Here is a 15,946-nt window from a genome sequence, read left to right as displayed (position 1 = left end):
TTTAAACGCCAGAAGAACTTGAAAGAAACTTGAAGCTCATATCGCTACAAACGAAGCTCTATTTGTATCTTGCATTGGCTTTGTTTCCTAAATCAGGGAACTAAATCATTAACCTACGATCTGATCAGCTAAGTTCACTCAAGTACTTAGACCAATGGCCAAGCCTCGCTACAAAACAACTAACTGGAAGCAATATAACCAAGCTTTAATCAATCGTGGTTCACTGACATTTTGGATTGATGAAGAGGCAATCCAACACAGGAAACAGGTCAAACAAGGCAACCGTGGAAGGCCTCGTTTGTTTAGTGACTTAGCCATTACGACGGCTCTTATGGTCAAACGAGTATTTTCAATGCCGTTGAGAGGTCTGCAAGGATTCATCAATTCTGTTTTCAAGCTTGCTCAATTGCCGTTGTCATGTCCTCATTATTCATGCATTAGTAAGGGAGCCAAAACGGTCAACGTCACGTTCAAGCCCAAAACGAAAGGAGCTATCCAGCATTTAGCCATTGATGCGACAGGCCTGAAGGTCTACGGCGAAGGCGAATGGAAAGTCAAAAAGCATGGCACAGACGGGAAGCGTCGAGTCTGGAGAAAGCTACATTTAGCGGTCGATACAAACACGCATGAAATCATTGCCGCTGAATTAAGTTTATCGAATGTAAGCGATGGAGAAGTACTTCCAAACTTACTCAAACAGACCCGCCGAAGAATCAATGAGATATCTGGCGATGGTGCTTACGACACAAGGTTGTGCTACGAAGCTATTCGCGTAAAAAATGCTGTTCCGCTTATTCCACCGAGGGAAGGCGCAGCCTTCTGGGAGCAAGGTCATCCCCGCAATCTAGCGGTCGGCTGTCAGAAGCTATATGGTTCAAATAAGCATTGGAAAAAGAAGTACGGCTACCATAAACGTTCGCTCTCAGAGACGGCGATGTTCCGTGTGAAGAAACTGCTCAGCGGTACATTAAGTTTAAGAAACTACAATGCACAGGTTGGTGAGACTTACGCCATGATAAAAGCGCTAAATAAGCTGACAGGATTAGGTATCCCTAAAGCGCGTTTTTAACTAAAACCGAATTAGGAAACAAAACCTTGGTGCGGACGGAACTGGCAATAATAGTCAATAATGTATTGAGTAATTTCTTGTTACGCCTCTGCAAAACTCCGATAAACTACTGTTGGTATCCATTCCGTCTTCAAGCTTCTAAATAAGCGATTGATGTATCCCAACAATTACCACGACGACTCATGCTTTCAGTTATACGATATCGCCAAAGTCTTTGGCGATATTTACGGCTGCTATATTGACAGCCTTGATCTGAATGGAACATCACTTTCTTCGGACATCCTCGTTCAAAGCTTTAGATACTAATTCGGTATCGGGCTTATAGGATAAAGAGCACCCCACAACGCGTCGGCTAAATAGGTCAAGCACTACCGCTAAATAGGCCCACTTCGAATCTGACCAAATATAAGTAATATCGCCACACCAAACACGATTCGGAGTACTGACAGAAAATTCACGCTTCAGTAGATTTGGAATATCTAGCCTTTCTACTTTTGCATGTCTATATCGATGCGAACCTGGCTGTTTACTCATTAAATCAGCTTCACGCATTATCTGGCGAACCTTGAATCGTCCGGCTTTTATGCCTTCTGCGCTCAGCATCGAGACAAGAGTCTACTACCAGCAGAGCCTCGACCCATGTTGAAGAGTTCTTTAATTTGGCTAGCTAGACGAATGCGATTGGTATCCGGCTTGAGTTGCTTAAACTCGTAGTAACAAGACGAAGCTACGTTGAACAGCTCGTAAAGCATTTTGACCGATTCATGCTCCCTCAACTTGTCTATTAACGAGAACGTTCGAGTTCGTCCGACATTAAGAGAGCGGTGGCCTTTTTTAATATGGATTTTTCTCGTTCTAACCGGTTAATCCGGGCTTCTAACTCTTGGATTTTCTTTTGCTCGGGCGTGAGGGCTTTGGTCGTTGGAGTAATCCCACCTCGCTCAACTTGGAGTTGGTCGACCCATCGCCGTAAAGCTGTTTCACCTACGCCCATAGAGTTAGCGGCTTCAGGTATGGAGTACCCTTGGTCAAGAACCAAACTTGCAGCATCTATTTTGAACTCAGTAGAAAATGTACGTCGTTGTCGTTTTGTCATTGAGCACCTCATTTATGGTGGAGACTTTACCACCTAATTTGGTGTCCGGGATCATTAGACCACTACACTTCCCAAAATGAAGATAGGAAAGTATGATTCGACATGGAAACGGTAGTTTGTGTATGATTTTTGTTTGGCGACTAAACCATATCACTTACTACCGTTTTTGTTTTTAGTTCCCGCTAATCCGCGATGAACCTTTAATAACCGCTATTTGGGTAGATACCCCGTGTATCCACAGAATAAATTCGACCTTTCATCGAAAGATGAAAACGATGTTAACCTAGGTCGTACTGTCCACAAAAGATTCGAATGGACTTGTTATCGAACCTCCGCTACGCACGAGGCATAATGCGTCCCATCACCTTTGGTTACTTCACTATTATTTTTAAGACTAACTAAAATATAATTAGGGGACATTTCGTCTAGAGTATCTGTCCAATAACGCAATGAAGCTGGCCAACCCCACAAATTATAGAAAGAAGTGGCTCCTGAGTTCTCAAAATCAAAGAGGCTTTTTAGTTCATTTCTTGAGGCTCTACTCCATCCCTTTCGGCCTGCAAAACTTAAATCATCTAACTTTTGGCACCAACGGTCAAGTTGACCATTTTCACCGGGAATAGTAACGCCAACGCCACCCTGTCGAAAGAGTGCAAAGCTTCCTGTCGGCCCGTCAGTTCCATCCTCAACTCGAAATGTTGCGTATGTGTTATTACTATTGTTATTGGAGTTTTGACTAGTATACGCCATCCTATTCATCACCAATTCTGATGGACTGCTCGTATACCATTTTACAATTCCGTCAAAGCCAACGACTTCTCTAACTTTCAGACAATACCCCGTAGCATTCGATTGATCACTATTATTAACTCCACCAGTTGGAGCTGTATCTATAGGAAAACCACTCTCATGTCCACATACCAATAAAGTGGGGTCTAGCACGTTTACTGCAACCGGTGTACTCATGACCGAATCAAAGGATGCGGTAGTTTCCGTGATACCTAGGTGTACACCGATAACCATACCTCCCTGGACCGTTGCAATGTTTGTATCTTGCACGCCCCAATTAACGGAAGGAGTAATTGGAATCATTGAACCATCAGAATATACGCCTGTAGCGACTAATGTTCTCGAACTTAATAAGTTTACTTCGACAGGGTTTGGTGAAACCTCTATAGATAATAAGATGCTACCCGTCACAGCTAACTCCGCTTGCGTACTGAAGCTTTGACCATTGGCTTGACCCGACGCGGTTATGGTGACATTACCCACCTTGACTCCAGTGGCCACGCCATCGCTATCTATGGTAGCAATATTGCTATTACTGCTTTGCCAGTTAAGCGCCTCTTGACTTGTTACATCAAGAGCCTGGCCATCAGACAGGATTGCTGTGGCGGTAAAGGGCGCAGCTAGTCCTAGTGGAATCGTTTGTGGGGTTTGGATTATAGACAACGATGTTACGATAGCATCCGTCACTTCTAACGCCGCATTCGCACTGAAGCTTTGACCATTGGCTTGACCCGACGCGGTTATGGTGACACTGCCAACCATGACACCTGTTGCCACGCCATCGCTATCTATGGTAGCAATATTGCTATTACTGCTTTGCCAGTTAAGCGCCTCTTGACTTGTTACATCAAGAGCCTGGCCATCAGACAGGATTGCTATGGCGGTAAAGGTCGCAGCTAGTCCTACTGGAGTCGTTTGGGTGGTTTGGGTGGTTTGGGTGGTTTGGGTGGTTTGGGTTATATACAACAATGCTACGATAGCATCCGTCACTTCTAACGCCGCATTCGCACTGAAGCTTTGACCATTGGCTTGACCCGACGCGGTTATGGTGGCACTGCCAACCATGACACCTGTTGCCAGGCCATCGCTATCTATGGTAGCAATATTGCTATTACTGCTTTGCCAGTTAAGCGCCTCTTGACTTGTCACATCAAGAGTCTGGCCATCAGACAGGATTGCTATGGCGGTAAAGGTCGCAGCTAGTCCTACTGGAGTCGTTTGTGGGGTTTGGGTTATATACAACGACTCTACGATAGCATCCGTCACTGCTAACGCCGCATTCGCAGTAAAGTTCTGACCGTTGGTTTGACCCGACGCGGTTATGGTGACACTGCCAACCTTGACTCCAGTGGCCACTCCATCGCTATCGATGGTAGCAATATTGCTATTACTGCTTTGCCAGTTAAGCGCCTCTTGGTTTGTCACATCAAGTACTTGACCATCAGACAAAACTGCTTCTGCTTTAAATCGGACTGTAAATCCTTGAGGGGTTTGTGCCATTTTGGGAGTGACAATAAGGTCTATAATATTATTTGGCAACGCGGGAGGTTCAGTGAGAAGTCCTCCATCACCATTATTACACCCAGCCAGTCCGATCACTGTCAGTATTGAAAGACTAAGCCCTAAAAATAATTTCATTAATCTCATTGTTGTAATGCCTCTGTCTTCTCTACTACTCGCTCTTCTTTCGTCTTAAAGTCAATCTCAACTCGACGATTCTTCGCTCGCCCTTCTTTGTTGCGATTATCCGCCACAGGCTGGCTTTCACCCATACCGATGACCGTTAAACGCTCTGACGCTACGCCATTCTCGATGAGGTAATCCGCCACCGCTTGTGCACGGAGCTCCGATAGGGCTTGGTTATAAGCTTCAGCTCCGCTGCTGTCGGTGTGGCCCGTAATGGATATCCCCCCAATGTCGTATTGTCCCAATACGCGAACTAACGTATCTAAGTCTTCATTGGGTTGAAATATCGAGGAATCAAACGCAAACCAAGCATAGGCATCAAGGAAAATGTCTTTTATGACGGTTTTAGTCTCAGGGGGTAAGACGGGCTTTAATTGTGGATCAGGAGCTGGTTGATGTGTTTTTTGACCAAAATGGTACGTCAGCCCAAACGAAGTAAAGTGTAAATCCGATTGAAGGACATCACTGTCTCCAATGCCATCAATAAACTGATATTCCCCTCGTAGTGACCATTGTTGAGAAAATCGGTAGTCAATACCCAGTGCGACCAGTGTGTTCCAATCTTGACTGTTTTGTTGACCCTCCCAATCAGAGGTCTTATCAATATCTTGATAAGAGGCCCCTAGGCGACTAAATAGCGCCCATTCAGGGGACAGGTGATAAGAGAACTTTGCAGAAAGCTCCGCCCCATAGGCGTCAGCGCTGACACGGCTTCCATTATAAGTGGCGTCAATTTGACCATAATCCGTCACGCCAGCCTCAAGAGCCAGCCAATCATTGAATTGGTAGCCAGCATAAACACCGCCACCGAAGGTATCCTCATTACATTCATTAGCACCACTTTCACAAGCATCTAGAAAGTAACCCCAGCCAAAACGTCCGCCAACATAAAAGTGGGGAGATAATGAAAGTTCATGGGTTGCTTCTAGTTCAGGAGCTCCTTTAGCTAGAGATAGCCCACCCACACACATTGAGGATATTAACAACACTGAAGTGTTTTTTTTCATATTTATCCATTCAATAAAGATTACATTCAAATAGTAGTAATCGAGTAGGCTGGTTCTGGTTTTATGAGTAAACCAGAACCAGCCCTCCGATGCCCATAGCTTCGCAGATTTCTTTGTAGATATGTCCCTCGTAAAGTATGCTCTGACCACATTCAAGTTTAAATTCTGGGTTAAAAGTGCGTCTATCACGCTTAGTCATAATGTCACCTGATTAAGAGATGATCATACATCACCTCTTAATCAGGTGGCCAAATTCACTATGCCACTACAACAACATCCAAGTACTGGTGACTACAGGCTTACATCTAAGTATGTATTAATAAATTCATCTAATGGCATAGGCTTAAAGAAAAAGTAACCTTGTAAATAGTCAACGCCATGAGATCTTAAATACTTAGCTTGTTCTTCTGTTTCTACGCCCTCTGCTACAGTTTTCATGTCTAAGCGAACAGCGAGATCTAATAGGTTTTCGACGATGTGCATTGATACTGAGTTAGTTCCGACCATTTGAACAAAACTTCGGTCTATTTTTAATACGTCAAAGTGAAACAAGTTTAAATAGTTCAAACTGGCGTGTCCGGTCCCAAAATCGTCGATAGCGAGTTGCACATGGTGCAGATGTAGCGCATCAAATAACTCTCTTGCCTCCCGAGTATCTTTAATTAACTCTCTCTCTGTTAACTCAAAAGATAACGCGACTTTAGCCTCAGATAAAGCATTTAGGAAACCTAAACTGTCCGCCAATAATTCTGATTGGGTACAATGCTTAGCTGAGATGTTAAATGAAATATTGAATTCTTCAGAAAAACAGCCCTGATGAGGACTGAGCTTTTTCTGTACTTGGTTCATAAGTGATTTCGTCATGGGAATGATCAGGCCAGACTCTTCAGCTAACGGAATAAAAAGATCCGGGTTGATAACCCCTTTGCTCGGGTGTAACCAGCGCGCCAACACTTCAACGCCTACCATATTTGAGTCTTTATCTACATAGGGTTGAACATAAGGAATGATTTCTTCATTCTCTATCGCTGATGCTATAAGCGTTTCCAAAGTCTCCGGTTTGTTCATCAACCGATACGTTCCCCATGAAAGTGCCCCACATAAGAAGAGAAAGTAGATCACTAAAAGCAATTTGTGATCTTGAATATGTTCAATATAATCGTGATAAGTAAGGTTAACACTCAATGAATATCGATAGTTAGATGAGTTGATAGTTAAAGATGCACTTGTCGAGTTAGGTTCAAAAAACTGCTGATCATCCATTATCTTACCATCAATGTGCAGCAAAATATGTTGTCCTTCAAGAACAGACGCCAAGACTTGTCGTACGTAGTAGCCAGAGATAAAACTAACTACAATAATATCATCATACTTTGATACAAAAGCTAATGATGACTCTTTGGGATTAAAAGAAGAATGTTCCTGAAGAAACAACGTACGGAACACGATTTCTTTCTCAAGAGGTATATCCACTTCTCCTTCTAACGAACTGCAATAAATACGTTTTTCTTTTATGAAGTGTATTAACTGAACATCTGAACTTATGGCAACAAGCTCACGTAAGAAAGGGAGAATATCTCCACATGGCTTCTGTGTATAGAGGTAAGCTCTTTGATTGGTTGCATCAGCATTACGGATAAGTTTATCTAGGAGAGCAATACCTGACTTCAGCAGTTTTTCAGAATCATGCTTTAGGTGAGAGTTTGCCAATCCACCTAAGACACAAATACTAATGCTCAACGACAAACCAAATATTGTAAGGGGTACTAATCTCTTTTTCGACACATTGTTATCCCTAAATGATCTTCTATATTTAGAATAGCTCAATCATTTAGTTAGCGCCTAAATAAATGACATGACATTATTAATCAGTGACCGTCCAATTTCCTACCATGGCTAAGAGCTGTAATTTCCCCATCAAAAGATTCAAATACAGTGACTGTGCAATAACGTAAACGGTGGCCTTTGGCCCAAGCACTATTGGCATGAATGGTTTCAATATCTAGTGTATTTATCGCACTAGTAAATTGCGTTAGGTCGCCGTCCCGCTCCGGATAGCAAATTCTGAAAATGCTGTACTTATCAGGATACAGAGCAACAGGCCGGCGAGGCTCGACCAGATAGTCGTCCAATGTTTCCATATAGGCTTGGGGCGTTTCCTCTGGAGCGAATTTCATAGCGATTAATTCGCTGGTAGCATCACCAATAAATATGATAAATGTATAGTACTCCCTTCGCTCTTCAAACCAAGAGTATGGAGAGCCATCTATCTGAATCTACTCCCCTCGACGAGAGCGACGCTTTCGTCGAGGGGAGTGTGGCCCTTCTTTCTCTCCTCAGTCATCCAGATAGAGACATCAATCATCCAGATGCGTAGTGTTTCTCTGGAGATTTTTATACCATGTCGCTCCTCGAGCTTTTCACTGGCAAGAGTGGGGGAAAAACCTGCATAGGAGCGTTGGTTGCTTCCGTGTAGCATCGGTATAGGTATTGTTAGACTTCTTGCGTCGTTGACGGGAAATAAGCCCTCTGCCCTCTTCAGCCTGGAATCGTGCAAGAAGGCTTTTGATCTGACGAACCCACAGATCAAGCTGGGAAGCAGCCACCATTTGGAGAAGACGGCCGGCATAAATTAAACGGTCGAGTTCCTTGTGGCTCAACGCTAAATACCCTTCTAACTTTTCCCCTCAATTACCAATCGATTAATTTAGAAAGGGATATTTTAGCTTTGTTGAGAGGAGGGGACATTAAAGCTTTACACTTACACTGGTATGGCAATGTAAAAAACACTGTCAGACTGGATGAGAGTGGGCCAAAGTAGGTAGACAATATTTCAAGCAAAGTATGCACATGTGATTGTATGCTAGATGGCAACTAACGATTTTCAATAAATTAACTGATTTTTGAACAAAAATCATTTTCGTAATACAAATATTAGCAATTCATGAATAACTACAAGTATAGCAAACAGAAAAACTGACTATTAGGGCGCATCGAAAGAGATTGAAAATCTCTGCCCTACGATGGCTGTGTTCGCATGAAGAAAGTTGTTCAGGCCCACACAGTTCTGGAGTAGAACGCAAAATTTACTTACATAGAGACATAAAGCTTGTCAGCAATCTGATTAAGCGCTGGCTAAGCACACTTAATCTTTATTTGTTATATTTATTTTCCAAAGTTTTGTTCTCTCAATTCTTCGCATTCACCAAGAACCAACAGTTATTCCCATCTAAGCAAGCTCTTCCATTACAATCTTTCACTCTGAAGCTAGTATATCAAGCGCCTCGATAAACCCCTATTACTCGGGTAGTCACACAAGTTGTAACACTTGTTCTAAGGTTGTGTATTCGCCACCGTAAATCTGAGCGCTTAGAGCCTTTCTATCTAAAAAATAATATCCCCCAATGACCAATCGGTCATAAGGGGGATAGATATATGATTCAGGTGGCTGTCTATATATCGAATTTGATATAAGACTTGCTCTTTTGAGATGGGGACTTTTCTTGCGTTAGTTCTAAGTGTGTTCGGCAATGTTCACTCAGCGTTGAATAAGATTTGAGGTTACTGAGAGGCTGGTTAATGCAAGTTGATGATGGAACTTTCCCCTTCCACGTCACAGTTATGGTTGCAGCAGATGTATTGAATGGCAATGATAACGCTGTAATGATAGCTAATAGGGTTAAATTTGACTTAAGCATAACTAGGCACCTTTGTGATTGCACTCTTTGTATGTGCTAATTATCACCTCGCAGTGGTCTTTTTGTAAAATAAATACTTATAAATACTTTTAAATACTTTTAAATACTTTTAAGCATAATTTGCGAGGCTTTGGAGCACAATTCAGTGGAACTGAATCAAGAACCTATGAGCTGATCAGCGACACGCCCTCCCTCTCGTAACCCAGCTCTTAAACCTCCAGACTAAACAACCAGTTAGAAGGGGTAGATCAATTACTCATTAACTGTGATCCTCTTACTTTTTCGGTTGATGAAGAAGCGATAAGCGGGGCCACGCAAAGCAAATAGAATAAGCGTGGGTGAGTGTGTCGATTCGGCTATCGCGACAGTGCTTATGGTGAAACAAGTATTTCTATCAACCTGTGAGTACTGCAAGGATTTATCGATTCGATATTTAGGTATGCCCATGTTTCATTAAGTTTCCTCATTACATCTGCATCGGCCGTAGAGCAGAGTATGTTGAGGCCTCATTTGAGACAAAAATGCGAGGGGTTTTACTGTACCGAGCCATTGATACGATTTGTATTCGGGTTTAGTTAAAGTTAAAAATACAGGGCAAGTGGCAGCTGAGAATTTAGCGAAAGCTGTATATAGTACTTGGAAAAACATTCTTTAGTGGTCAACTGATATTCCACGCTCTTAGAGTTTAACCAGAACAATCGTTCTGATTCATTGGGTGTTAGACCACCGTTGTATTGGTGCGGACGGAACTGGCAATAATAGTCAATAATGTATTGAGTAATTTCTTGTTACGCCTCTGCAAAACTCCGATAAACTACTGTTGGTATCCATTCCGTCTTCAAGCTTCTAAATAAGCGATTGATGTATCCCAACAATTACCACGACGACTCATGCTTTCAGTTATACGATATCGCCAAAGTCTTTGGCGATATTTACGGCTGCTATATTGACAGCCTTGATCTGAATGGAACATCACTTTCTTCGGACATCCTCGTTCAAAGCTTTAGATACTAATTCGGTATCGGGCTTATAGGATAAAGAGCACCCCACAACTCGTCGGCTAAATAGGTCAAGCACTACCGCTAAATAGGCCCACTTCGAATCTGACCAAATATAAGTAATATCGCCACACCAAACACGATTCGGAGTACTGACAGAAAATTCACGCTTCAGTAGATTTGGAATATCTAGCCTTTCTACTTTTGCATGTCTATATCGATGCGAACCTGGCTGTTTACTCATTAAATCAGCTTCACGCATTATCTGGCGAACCTTGAATCGTCCGGCTTTTATGCCTTCTGCGCTCAGCATCGAGACAAGAGTCGACTACCAGCAGAGCCTCGACCCATGTTGAAGAGTTCTTTAATTTGGCTAGCTAGACGAATGCGATTGGTATCCGGCTTGAGTTGCTTAAACTCGTAGTAACAAGACGAAGCTACGTTGAACAGCTCGCAAAGCATTTTGACCGATTCATGCTCCCTCAACTTGTCTATTAACGAGAACGTTCGAGTTCGTCCGACATTAAGAGAGCGGTGGCCTTTTTTAATATGGATTTTTCTCGTTCTAACCGGTTAATCCGGGCTTCTAACTCTTGGATTTTCTTTTGCTCAGGCGTGAGGGCTTTGGTCGTTGGAGTAATCCCACCTCGCTCAACTTTGAGTTGGTCGACCCAACGCCGTAAAGCTGTTTCACCTACGCACATAGAGTTAGCGGCTTCAGGTATGGAGTACCCTTGAACAAGAACCAAACTTGCAGCATCTATTTTGAACTCAGCAGAAAATGTACGTCGTTGTCGTTTTGTCATTGAACACCTCATTTATGGTGGAGCCTTTACTACCTAATTTGGTGTCCGGGATCATTAGACCACTACAAAGTCGATGATAAGCTTCTCTAGCATATATCGCCTTTGAGTTGGGAGCACATTGCATTAACTGGTGAGTACCGCTGGCCAAATCCTTAACGTAGGATAATTTACTAATTCCCTGTCTACCCCTTTTAGATGTTGGAATTAAAATGTTCTAGCTGTGCGGATTGCGCAACAAAGCCTCTTGAAAGGCTTGATTGTCCATGTTCGTTCCTTTTTTGAGTGAGGCATTGCTGTTTCTACTCAGGGCTTAAGTTTTTGTACATTTGGCGGTTGCGGCGATTTGTTCGTTTATCTTTTGGTGGGATCGCGCGTAGCAAAGGTGTTGAGTAAGGTTACGATGTCATTGATAGAGGTAAAGTCGAAGTTGGGAAAGTATGAGCTTCTATTCGAGCAATAGGTGAAGTTATATAGATAGGTAAAGATCTCTCGCCAATGCTTAGACATGTGGTGCGAGAGTATTTTCTGATAGCGGTTTGGCAACCATTGATTGAGTAACCGCTGGTAATCTTGGTGCCATTCGGTTCCATTAAATTCTAGGTTTGGTTGCTTGTTAGCTGTTAGCGCGCAAAAGGTTATGTTCCAACACCCACTTGGATATTGCTTGGTTAATGTCGACCAAGTCTCGCCCCACCAACCAATGCTTTTATGCTGAATGGAAGGTGAAATGTTGGTCGTTTTTTTTGCGTACAAGTAATAGAAATTAAAACGACCAGTACATATCTCGGGAGTTAGATTGGTGATGGCAGCACCGCGAATGAAACTCTCATGTTCTAGGAAAAAATCGAACGAATGATGCTTAGGTAACATTTTGGATAGGCTTATCCAGTGAGCGTGCGCGGCATAAACTGGTCGTAGTATGTGTCCTTCGTTCGACTGACATTGCGTTTGATGTGCATAGCCGAGTTCATCAAATTTACTTCTAGCGAAAATCCTATCGTATGTAGATTGAACGGCTTTGAAAGGGTCATCTAAACATTCAGTCGTGATTTCGACTGTATCTAAGTAATAACGCCCAATCTGGCTGCTCTGCTCTTTGTTAAGATACAGATTATCGGTATTCAAAATATGAAATCCATAGCGACTCTCTGTTGTTGATAGATTCCAGCATTTCAGGCTGCTCTCGTTTCCTGAGCGAGATAAAGAAGAGGCACTAGCGGTATATAATGCAACCCCACCTTCGGTATAGCTGAGGTACTGTTGTATTAGCAACTGATTGATTTGGCGTAGCAATAGAGCCAACCTTTTTAAGCGCGCATAGAAGAGCTTATTGTTGAGCTGAGATTTTTGTAAAAGTTCTTGAGGTGAAACTCCTTTAAGTAATAGGTCAAGCAAGGGCTGCAATGTAGCACTGGTTTTGTGGGGGTTTAGCAAGCCAAAAACCGATGCACATTGCTGACACTTGATGCGTGGTGTGCCAATTTTTGTGTATCCATAAGCGTGTGTTCGGGTGTGAGTCTGGCAAGACGGGCATTCAACATTGGGTAGCCGGAGCTTGTCATCCTCAATTTGTTTGCTTAAAAGCAGGATCGGTTCATTTTCAAGGATGGGGGTAAATGCCCCACATAGAGGGCATTTATAAGACTCGAAACCCAGCTGAACGCTGCGTTGGTAAAGACTTAAATCAGGGTTCGCTAGGTTTTTACAACCGTAGCTTTTGCAGCAATTGAATTGAGTTCTCACAGGTACGATGCTTACTAATCCCTGATGTTTATACTTTGATATCAGCCGTGTTTATTATTGGCGGCTCAAATCGACTTGGCGACCCAATTCAGGAACGGTGATGACTTTATTTTTCAGGAAACCATCAATAAGTACTGTAGTGACAGATTCGCCATTTGACAGCATTTTTCCTTTGTTGAACATCGTGTAACCATCACCGCCACTGGCAGCATAGGAGTAGGTAGCAACCTTGTACTTTTGTGTGTCGGATACCGGATGGCCGTTGACTTCCAAACTAGCTAGGCGCTTACCTTCTGGGTGCGTGCTGTCGTAAGTTGCTTTAATTCCAGAAAATTGTGCAAGGCCATAAGGTAGCGTGTAACTGTATTCAAGCAGCTCTTTGACATTTTTGCCAGTCAGTTCAACTACGGTGAGTGTGTCAGTAAATGGGAAAAGATTCATCACATTTTCACGAGTGACAACTCCGGGATTTAAGTCAACGCGAATGCTTCCTGAGCTGATCATTGCAATGTCAGCTCGACCGGCTTCTTTCATTAAATCAGCGACAAGGTCACCAATATTTGATTCTCGGTAGTAACGGCGTGAAGCCGCTTTATCAATAGTGGCGAGTTGATAGGTCAGAGCAGGATTATCATTACGTACTTTTTGAATTAACGCGTAAGTTGCATCGTCGCGTTTGAGTTTGGCTGACTCAACAGGGATCAACTTACCACCTAAGAATTTGACATCATGCTTTTCGGTATCGACAGTAAATTTTGTGTAGCCAAGGTGCATGCCTTGACCAAAGGTTAAGCCGATAACTGTGCCAGTTTTTGGATGAACAACAGGTTCGATCAAGCCATTATCCGAGTGACCACCGAAAATAACATCCACTCCCTTAAGCTTGCCTGCCATTTCGTAATCTTCATCAAATCCACGTTGAACTTCTGGATCGGCTTCTTTGTCCGTTTGCATTGGAGCTGTCTTGTTTTGGTGCGTCAGTACGACGATCATGTCGACATCATCGCGGATCTTATCAGCCCATTTTTGAGCGATTTCTGTCGGGTCTTTGATGGTTAACCCTTTACGGTTTCCTTTCCACATTGTGTTGTAGAACGCATCTATTCCCATGACACCAATCACGCCGATTTTAACACCATCACGTTCAATGATTGTGTATGGCTGAGCAAACATTGAGTCAGAAGCTTCATGGAAGATGTTCGCGTTGAGCACAGGGAAACTGGCACGAGGCATGGTCTCTACCAATGATTGCCAACCGTATTCAAATTCATGATTACCCAGTGTAATTACGTCATAACCCATTGAGTTATAAAGGTCGAAAGGTAGTTTCCCTTTCGACTTTTTAGAGAGTGCACCCGTATAAATATCACCGGCGTCTAATAGGAAGCTGGTTCCTTCTTCAGCCTGAACGTTTTTGATCAAGGTTGCCAAGTAAGGGATACCGCCAATCAGTTCAATGTCGTCATTCCAGAATGCATCCACAGGGTCGTAAACACTTTCAATATCGTTGGTATGAAGCAGGGTGATCTCTTTTATTTCAGCTAAGGTTGGCATTGATGCCACGGTGGCTAATACGGAGACCGCAAAGCATAACGGCTTTAGTTTTAGGTTTTTCATAGTGTGCTCATGTCAGTGAAGAAAACGATTGCCATTTTAGGGAGGGAAGGGGATATGAGTGTGAGTCAGAACACACTCTTTATTTCGAATGGGCGTTAAATCCTACAGAGTTACCTTTTGAGTTGGTTTGCTGCTGTGTGTCGTGTTGTTAAGAGTCTGGATCGGCTTAACTAGTTTTCGATCAAAAAAGAGCAATTAGCTATTTCTGCATTCATGACGCCATTGATACTCATGGATAGCCTCGGCCTCAAGACCACAAGAGCATTTCGCCTAAGAGTTAGGTTTAAGAGTCAGGGTAATAAGTGATGCTGTCTGGTGTGGCTTTACTATTTTAAAACCTTCCCAGAATGAAGATAGGAAAGTATGATTCGGCATGGAAACGGTAGTTTGTGTATGATTTTTGTTTGGCGACTAAACCATATCACTTACTACCATTTTTGTTTTTAGTTCCCGCTAATCCGCGATGAACCTAAAAAAAGCCCACTGTCAGACTGGATGAGAGTGGGCAAAGTAGGTATTACAATACTTTAAGCAGAGTATGCGCGCGCGATTATATGCAACCACACGACTACTGGCAACTAACAATTCTCTATAAATGAACAATTATCACTTTTGTGATAGTCGAACATTAGCAAAATATGAATAACTAGAGATATGGCAACGTTGTTGTGAAGTGCTAGTGCTCGTGCTATGAGTAAAATCGCACTAGCAAAAAGGTGGGATTAGTTATGTTAGGTTCGCACTAAGTGCCATTACCTTAAATCAAGCTTTTTGTTCTTACATGAAAATAGTGCTACGCAACCAATCACCTTAATGTCAACGTTAGAAAAATGCTCATTTAGATGCCTTGATAATGACTCAAAGTCATCACCTAGGTTACAAAAGATGCCCTTTTTATTGTAGATGTGTATGATTTTTTTGGCCAAAAAGTTCATCTTCACGCCCTTACCTAAAATGGTACTACCAAAAACAATACCCTCCTCATTTAAGACATTCTTTAAATTTTTAAATAACAAACTTTTTTCCGAAAGATCGCCAGGCAAGCAATGAAGTAAATAGTTCATACTTATAGAGTCAAATTTTTCAATACGCAGAGCATCCATATTAAGCACATCAACTTGATAGACCTCTGGCTGAAAATCTCTGATAGCAGTTGAAGCCTCGTCAAGGCTGTTCTCATTCATATCCAGCAAAGCTATACGCCTTGTATTTTTGGGAAGGTGATTTTTAAGATAGTAGCCTGTACCAACACCAACATCTAAGTGGTTGGGCGATACATGATTAAGAAAATAATTAGAGATATTTCGAGTTGGACACCTCCAAAAAAAATGGTTTGAAACCCCCAAAACCCAAAAGTCATATATGGATAAGACCTTCTTTGAGTAGATAGCCTGCCCTTCCATTGTTGTTTTTTTGCTCATGCTGTTCTCACTTTAA

General features: G+C 42.6%; 9 protein-coding genes and 2 pseudogenes. 1 reads left to right on the top strand and 10 read right to left on the bottom strand.

The features are described from left to right. The first annotated feature begins 154 nt into the window (after positions 1-154). Positions 155-1,069 carry an IS5 family transposase gene (locus AB8613_RS15030; protein WP_372384041.1) on the top strand — a complete coding sequence of 305 codons (915 nt, stop codon included), beginning with the start codon at positions 155-157 and terminating at the stop codon, positions 1,067-1,069. Between the two features lie 83 nt (positions 1,070-1,152). On the opposite strand, the pseudogene AB8613_RS15025 reads toward AB8613_RS15030, so the two are convergent. The 10 genes and pseudogenes from AB8613_RS15025 to AB8613_RS14980 all read right to left on the bottom strand — a co-directional run. Continuing rightward, positions 1,153-2,165, bottom strand: a pseudogene (locus tag AB8613_RS15025) (IS3 family transposase); the annotation flags it as partial. Positions 2,166-2,486: 321 nt separating this feature from the next. Then, entirely contained in the window at positions 2,487-4,454 is a 1,968-nt protein-coding gene (locus AB8613_RS15020; protein ID WP_372384040.1) for an Ig-like domain-containing protein, read from the bottom strand. Positions 4,455-4,597: 143 nt separating this feature from the next. Further along, positions 4,598-5,647 (bottom strand): OmpA family protein, encoded by a 1,050-nt coding sequence (locus AB8613_RS15015; RefSeq protein ID WP_372384039.1) that lies wholly within the window; start codon positions 5,645-5,647, stop codon positions 4,598-4,600. Between the two features lie 61 nt (positions 5,648-5,708). Beyond that, positions 5,709-5,846, bottom strand: a complete 138-nt coding sequence (locus AB8613_RS15010; RefSeq protein ID WP_372384038.1) for a hypothetical protein — start codon at positions 5,844-5,846, stop codon at positions 5,709-5,711. Positions 5,847-5,938: 92 nt separating this feature from the next. Further along, on the bottom strand, positions 5,939-7,432 hold the full coding sequence (locus AB8613_RS15005; RefSeq protein ID WP_372384037.1) for an EAL domain-containing protein: 1,494 nt from the start codon (positions 7,430-7,432) through the stop codon (positions 5,939-5,941). 83 nt (positions 7,433-7,515) lie between these two features. After that, the gene (locus AB8613_RS15000; protein WP_372384036.1) at positions 7,516-7,824 is read right to left on the bottom strand and encodes a hypothetical protein; all 309 of its coding nucleotides are present in this window, start codon (positions 7,822-7,824) and stop codon (positions 7,516-7,518) included. A gap of 2,219 nt (positions 7,825-10,043) precedes the next feature. Then, positions 10,044-11,149 (bottom strand): annotated as a pseudogene (locus AB8613_RS14995) (IS3 family transposase); the annotation flags it as partial. A 351-nt stretch (positions 11,150-11,500) separates the two neighbouring features. Then, positions 11,501-12,274, bottom strand: coding sequence for a hypothetical protein (locus AB8613_RS14990; RefSeq protein WP_372384035.1), 774 nt, complete (start codon positions 12,272-12,274; stop codon positions 11,501-11,503). A gap of 672 nt (positions 12,275-12,946) precedes the next feature. Then, positions 12,947-14,509 carry a bifunctional UDP-sugar hydrolase/5'-nucleotidase gene (locus AB8613_RS14985; protein ID WP_372384034.1) on the bottom strand — a complete coding sequence of 521 codons (1,563 nt, stop codon included), beginning with the start codon at positions 14,507-14,509 and terminating at the stop codon, positions 12,947-12,949. Positions 14,510-15,261: 752 nt separating this feature from the next. Continuing rightward, complete coding sequence (locus AB8613_RS14980; RefSeq protein WP_372384033.1) at positions 15,262-15,930, bottom strand: class I SAM-dependent methyltransferase; 669 nt, start codon at positions 15,928-15,930, stop codon at positions 15,262-15,264. Positions 15,931-15,946 lie beyond the last annotated feature (16 nt).

Source organism: Vibrio sp. BS-M-Sm-2 (assembly GCF_041504345.1).
GTDB classification, from domain to species: domain Bacteria; phylum Pseudomonadota; class Gammaproteobacteria; order Enterobacterales; family Vibrionaceae; genus Vibrio; species Vibrio satsumensis.
Note: the sequence above shows the minus strand (reverse complement) of the source record. Positions and strands in the feature narration are given on the sequence as shown.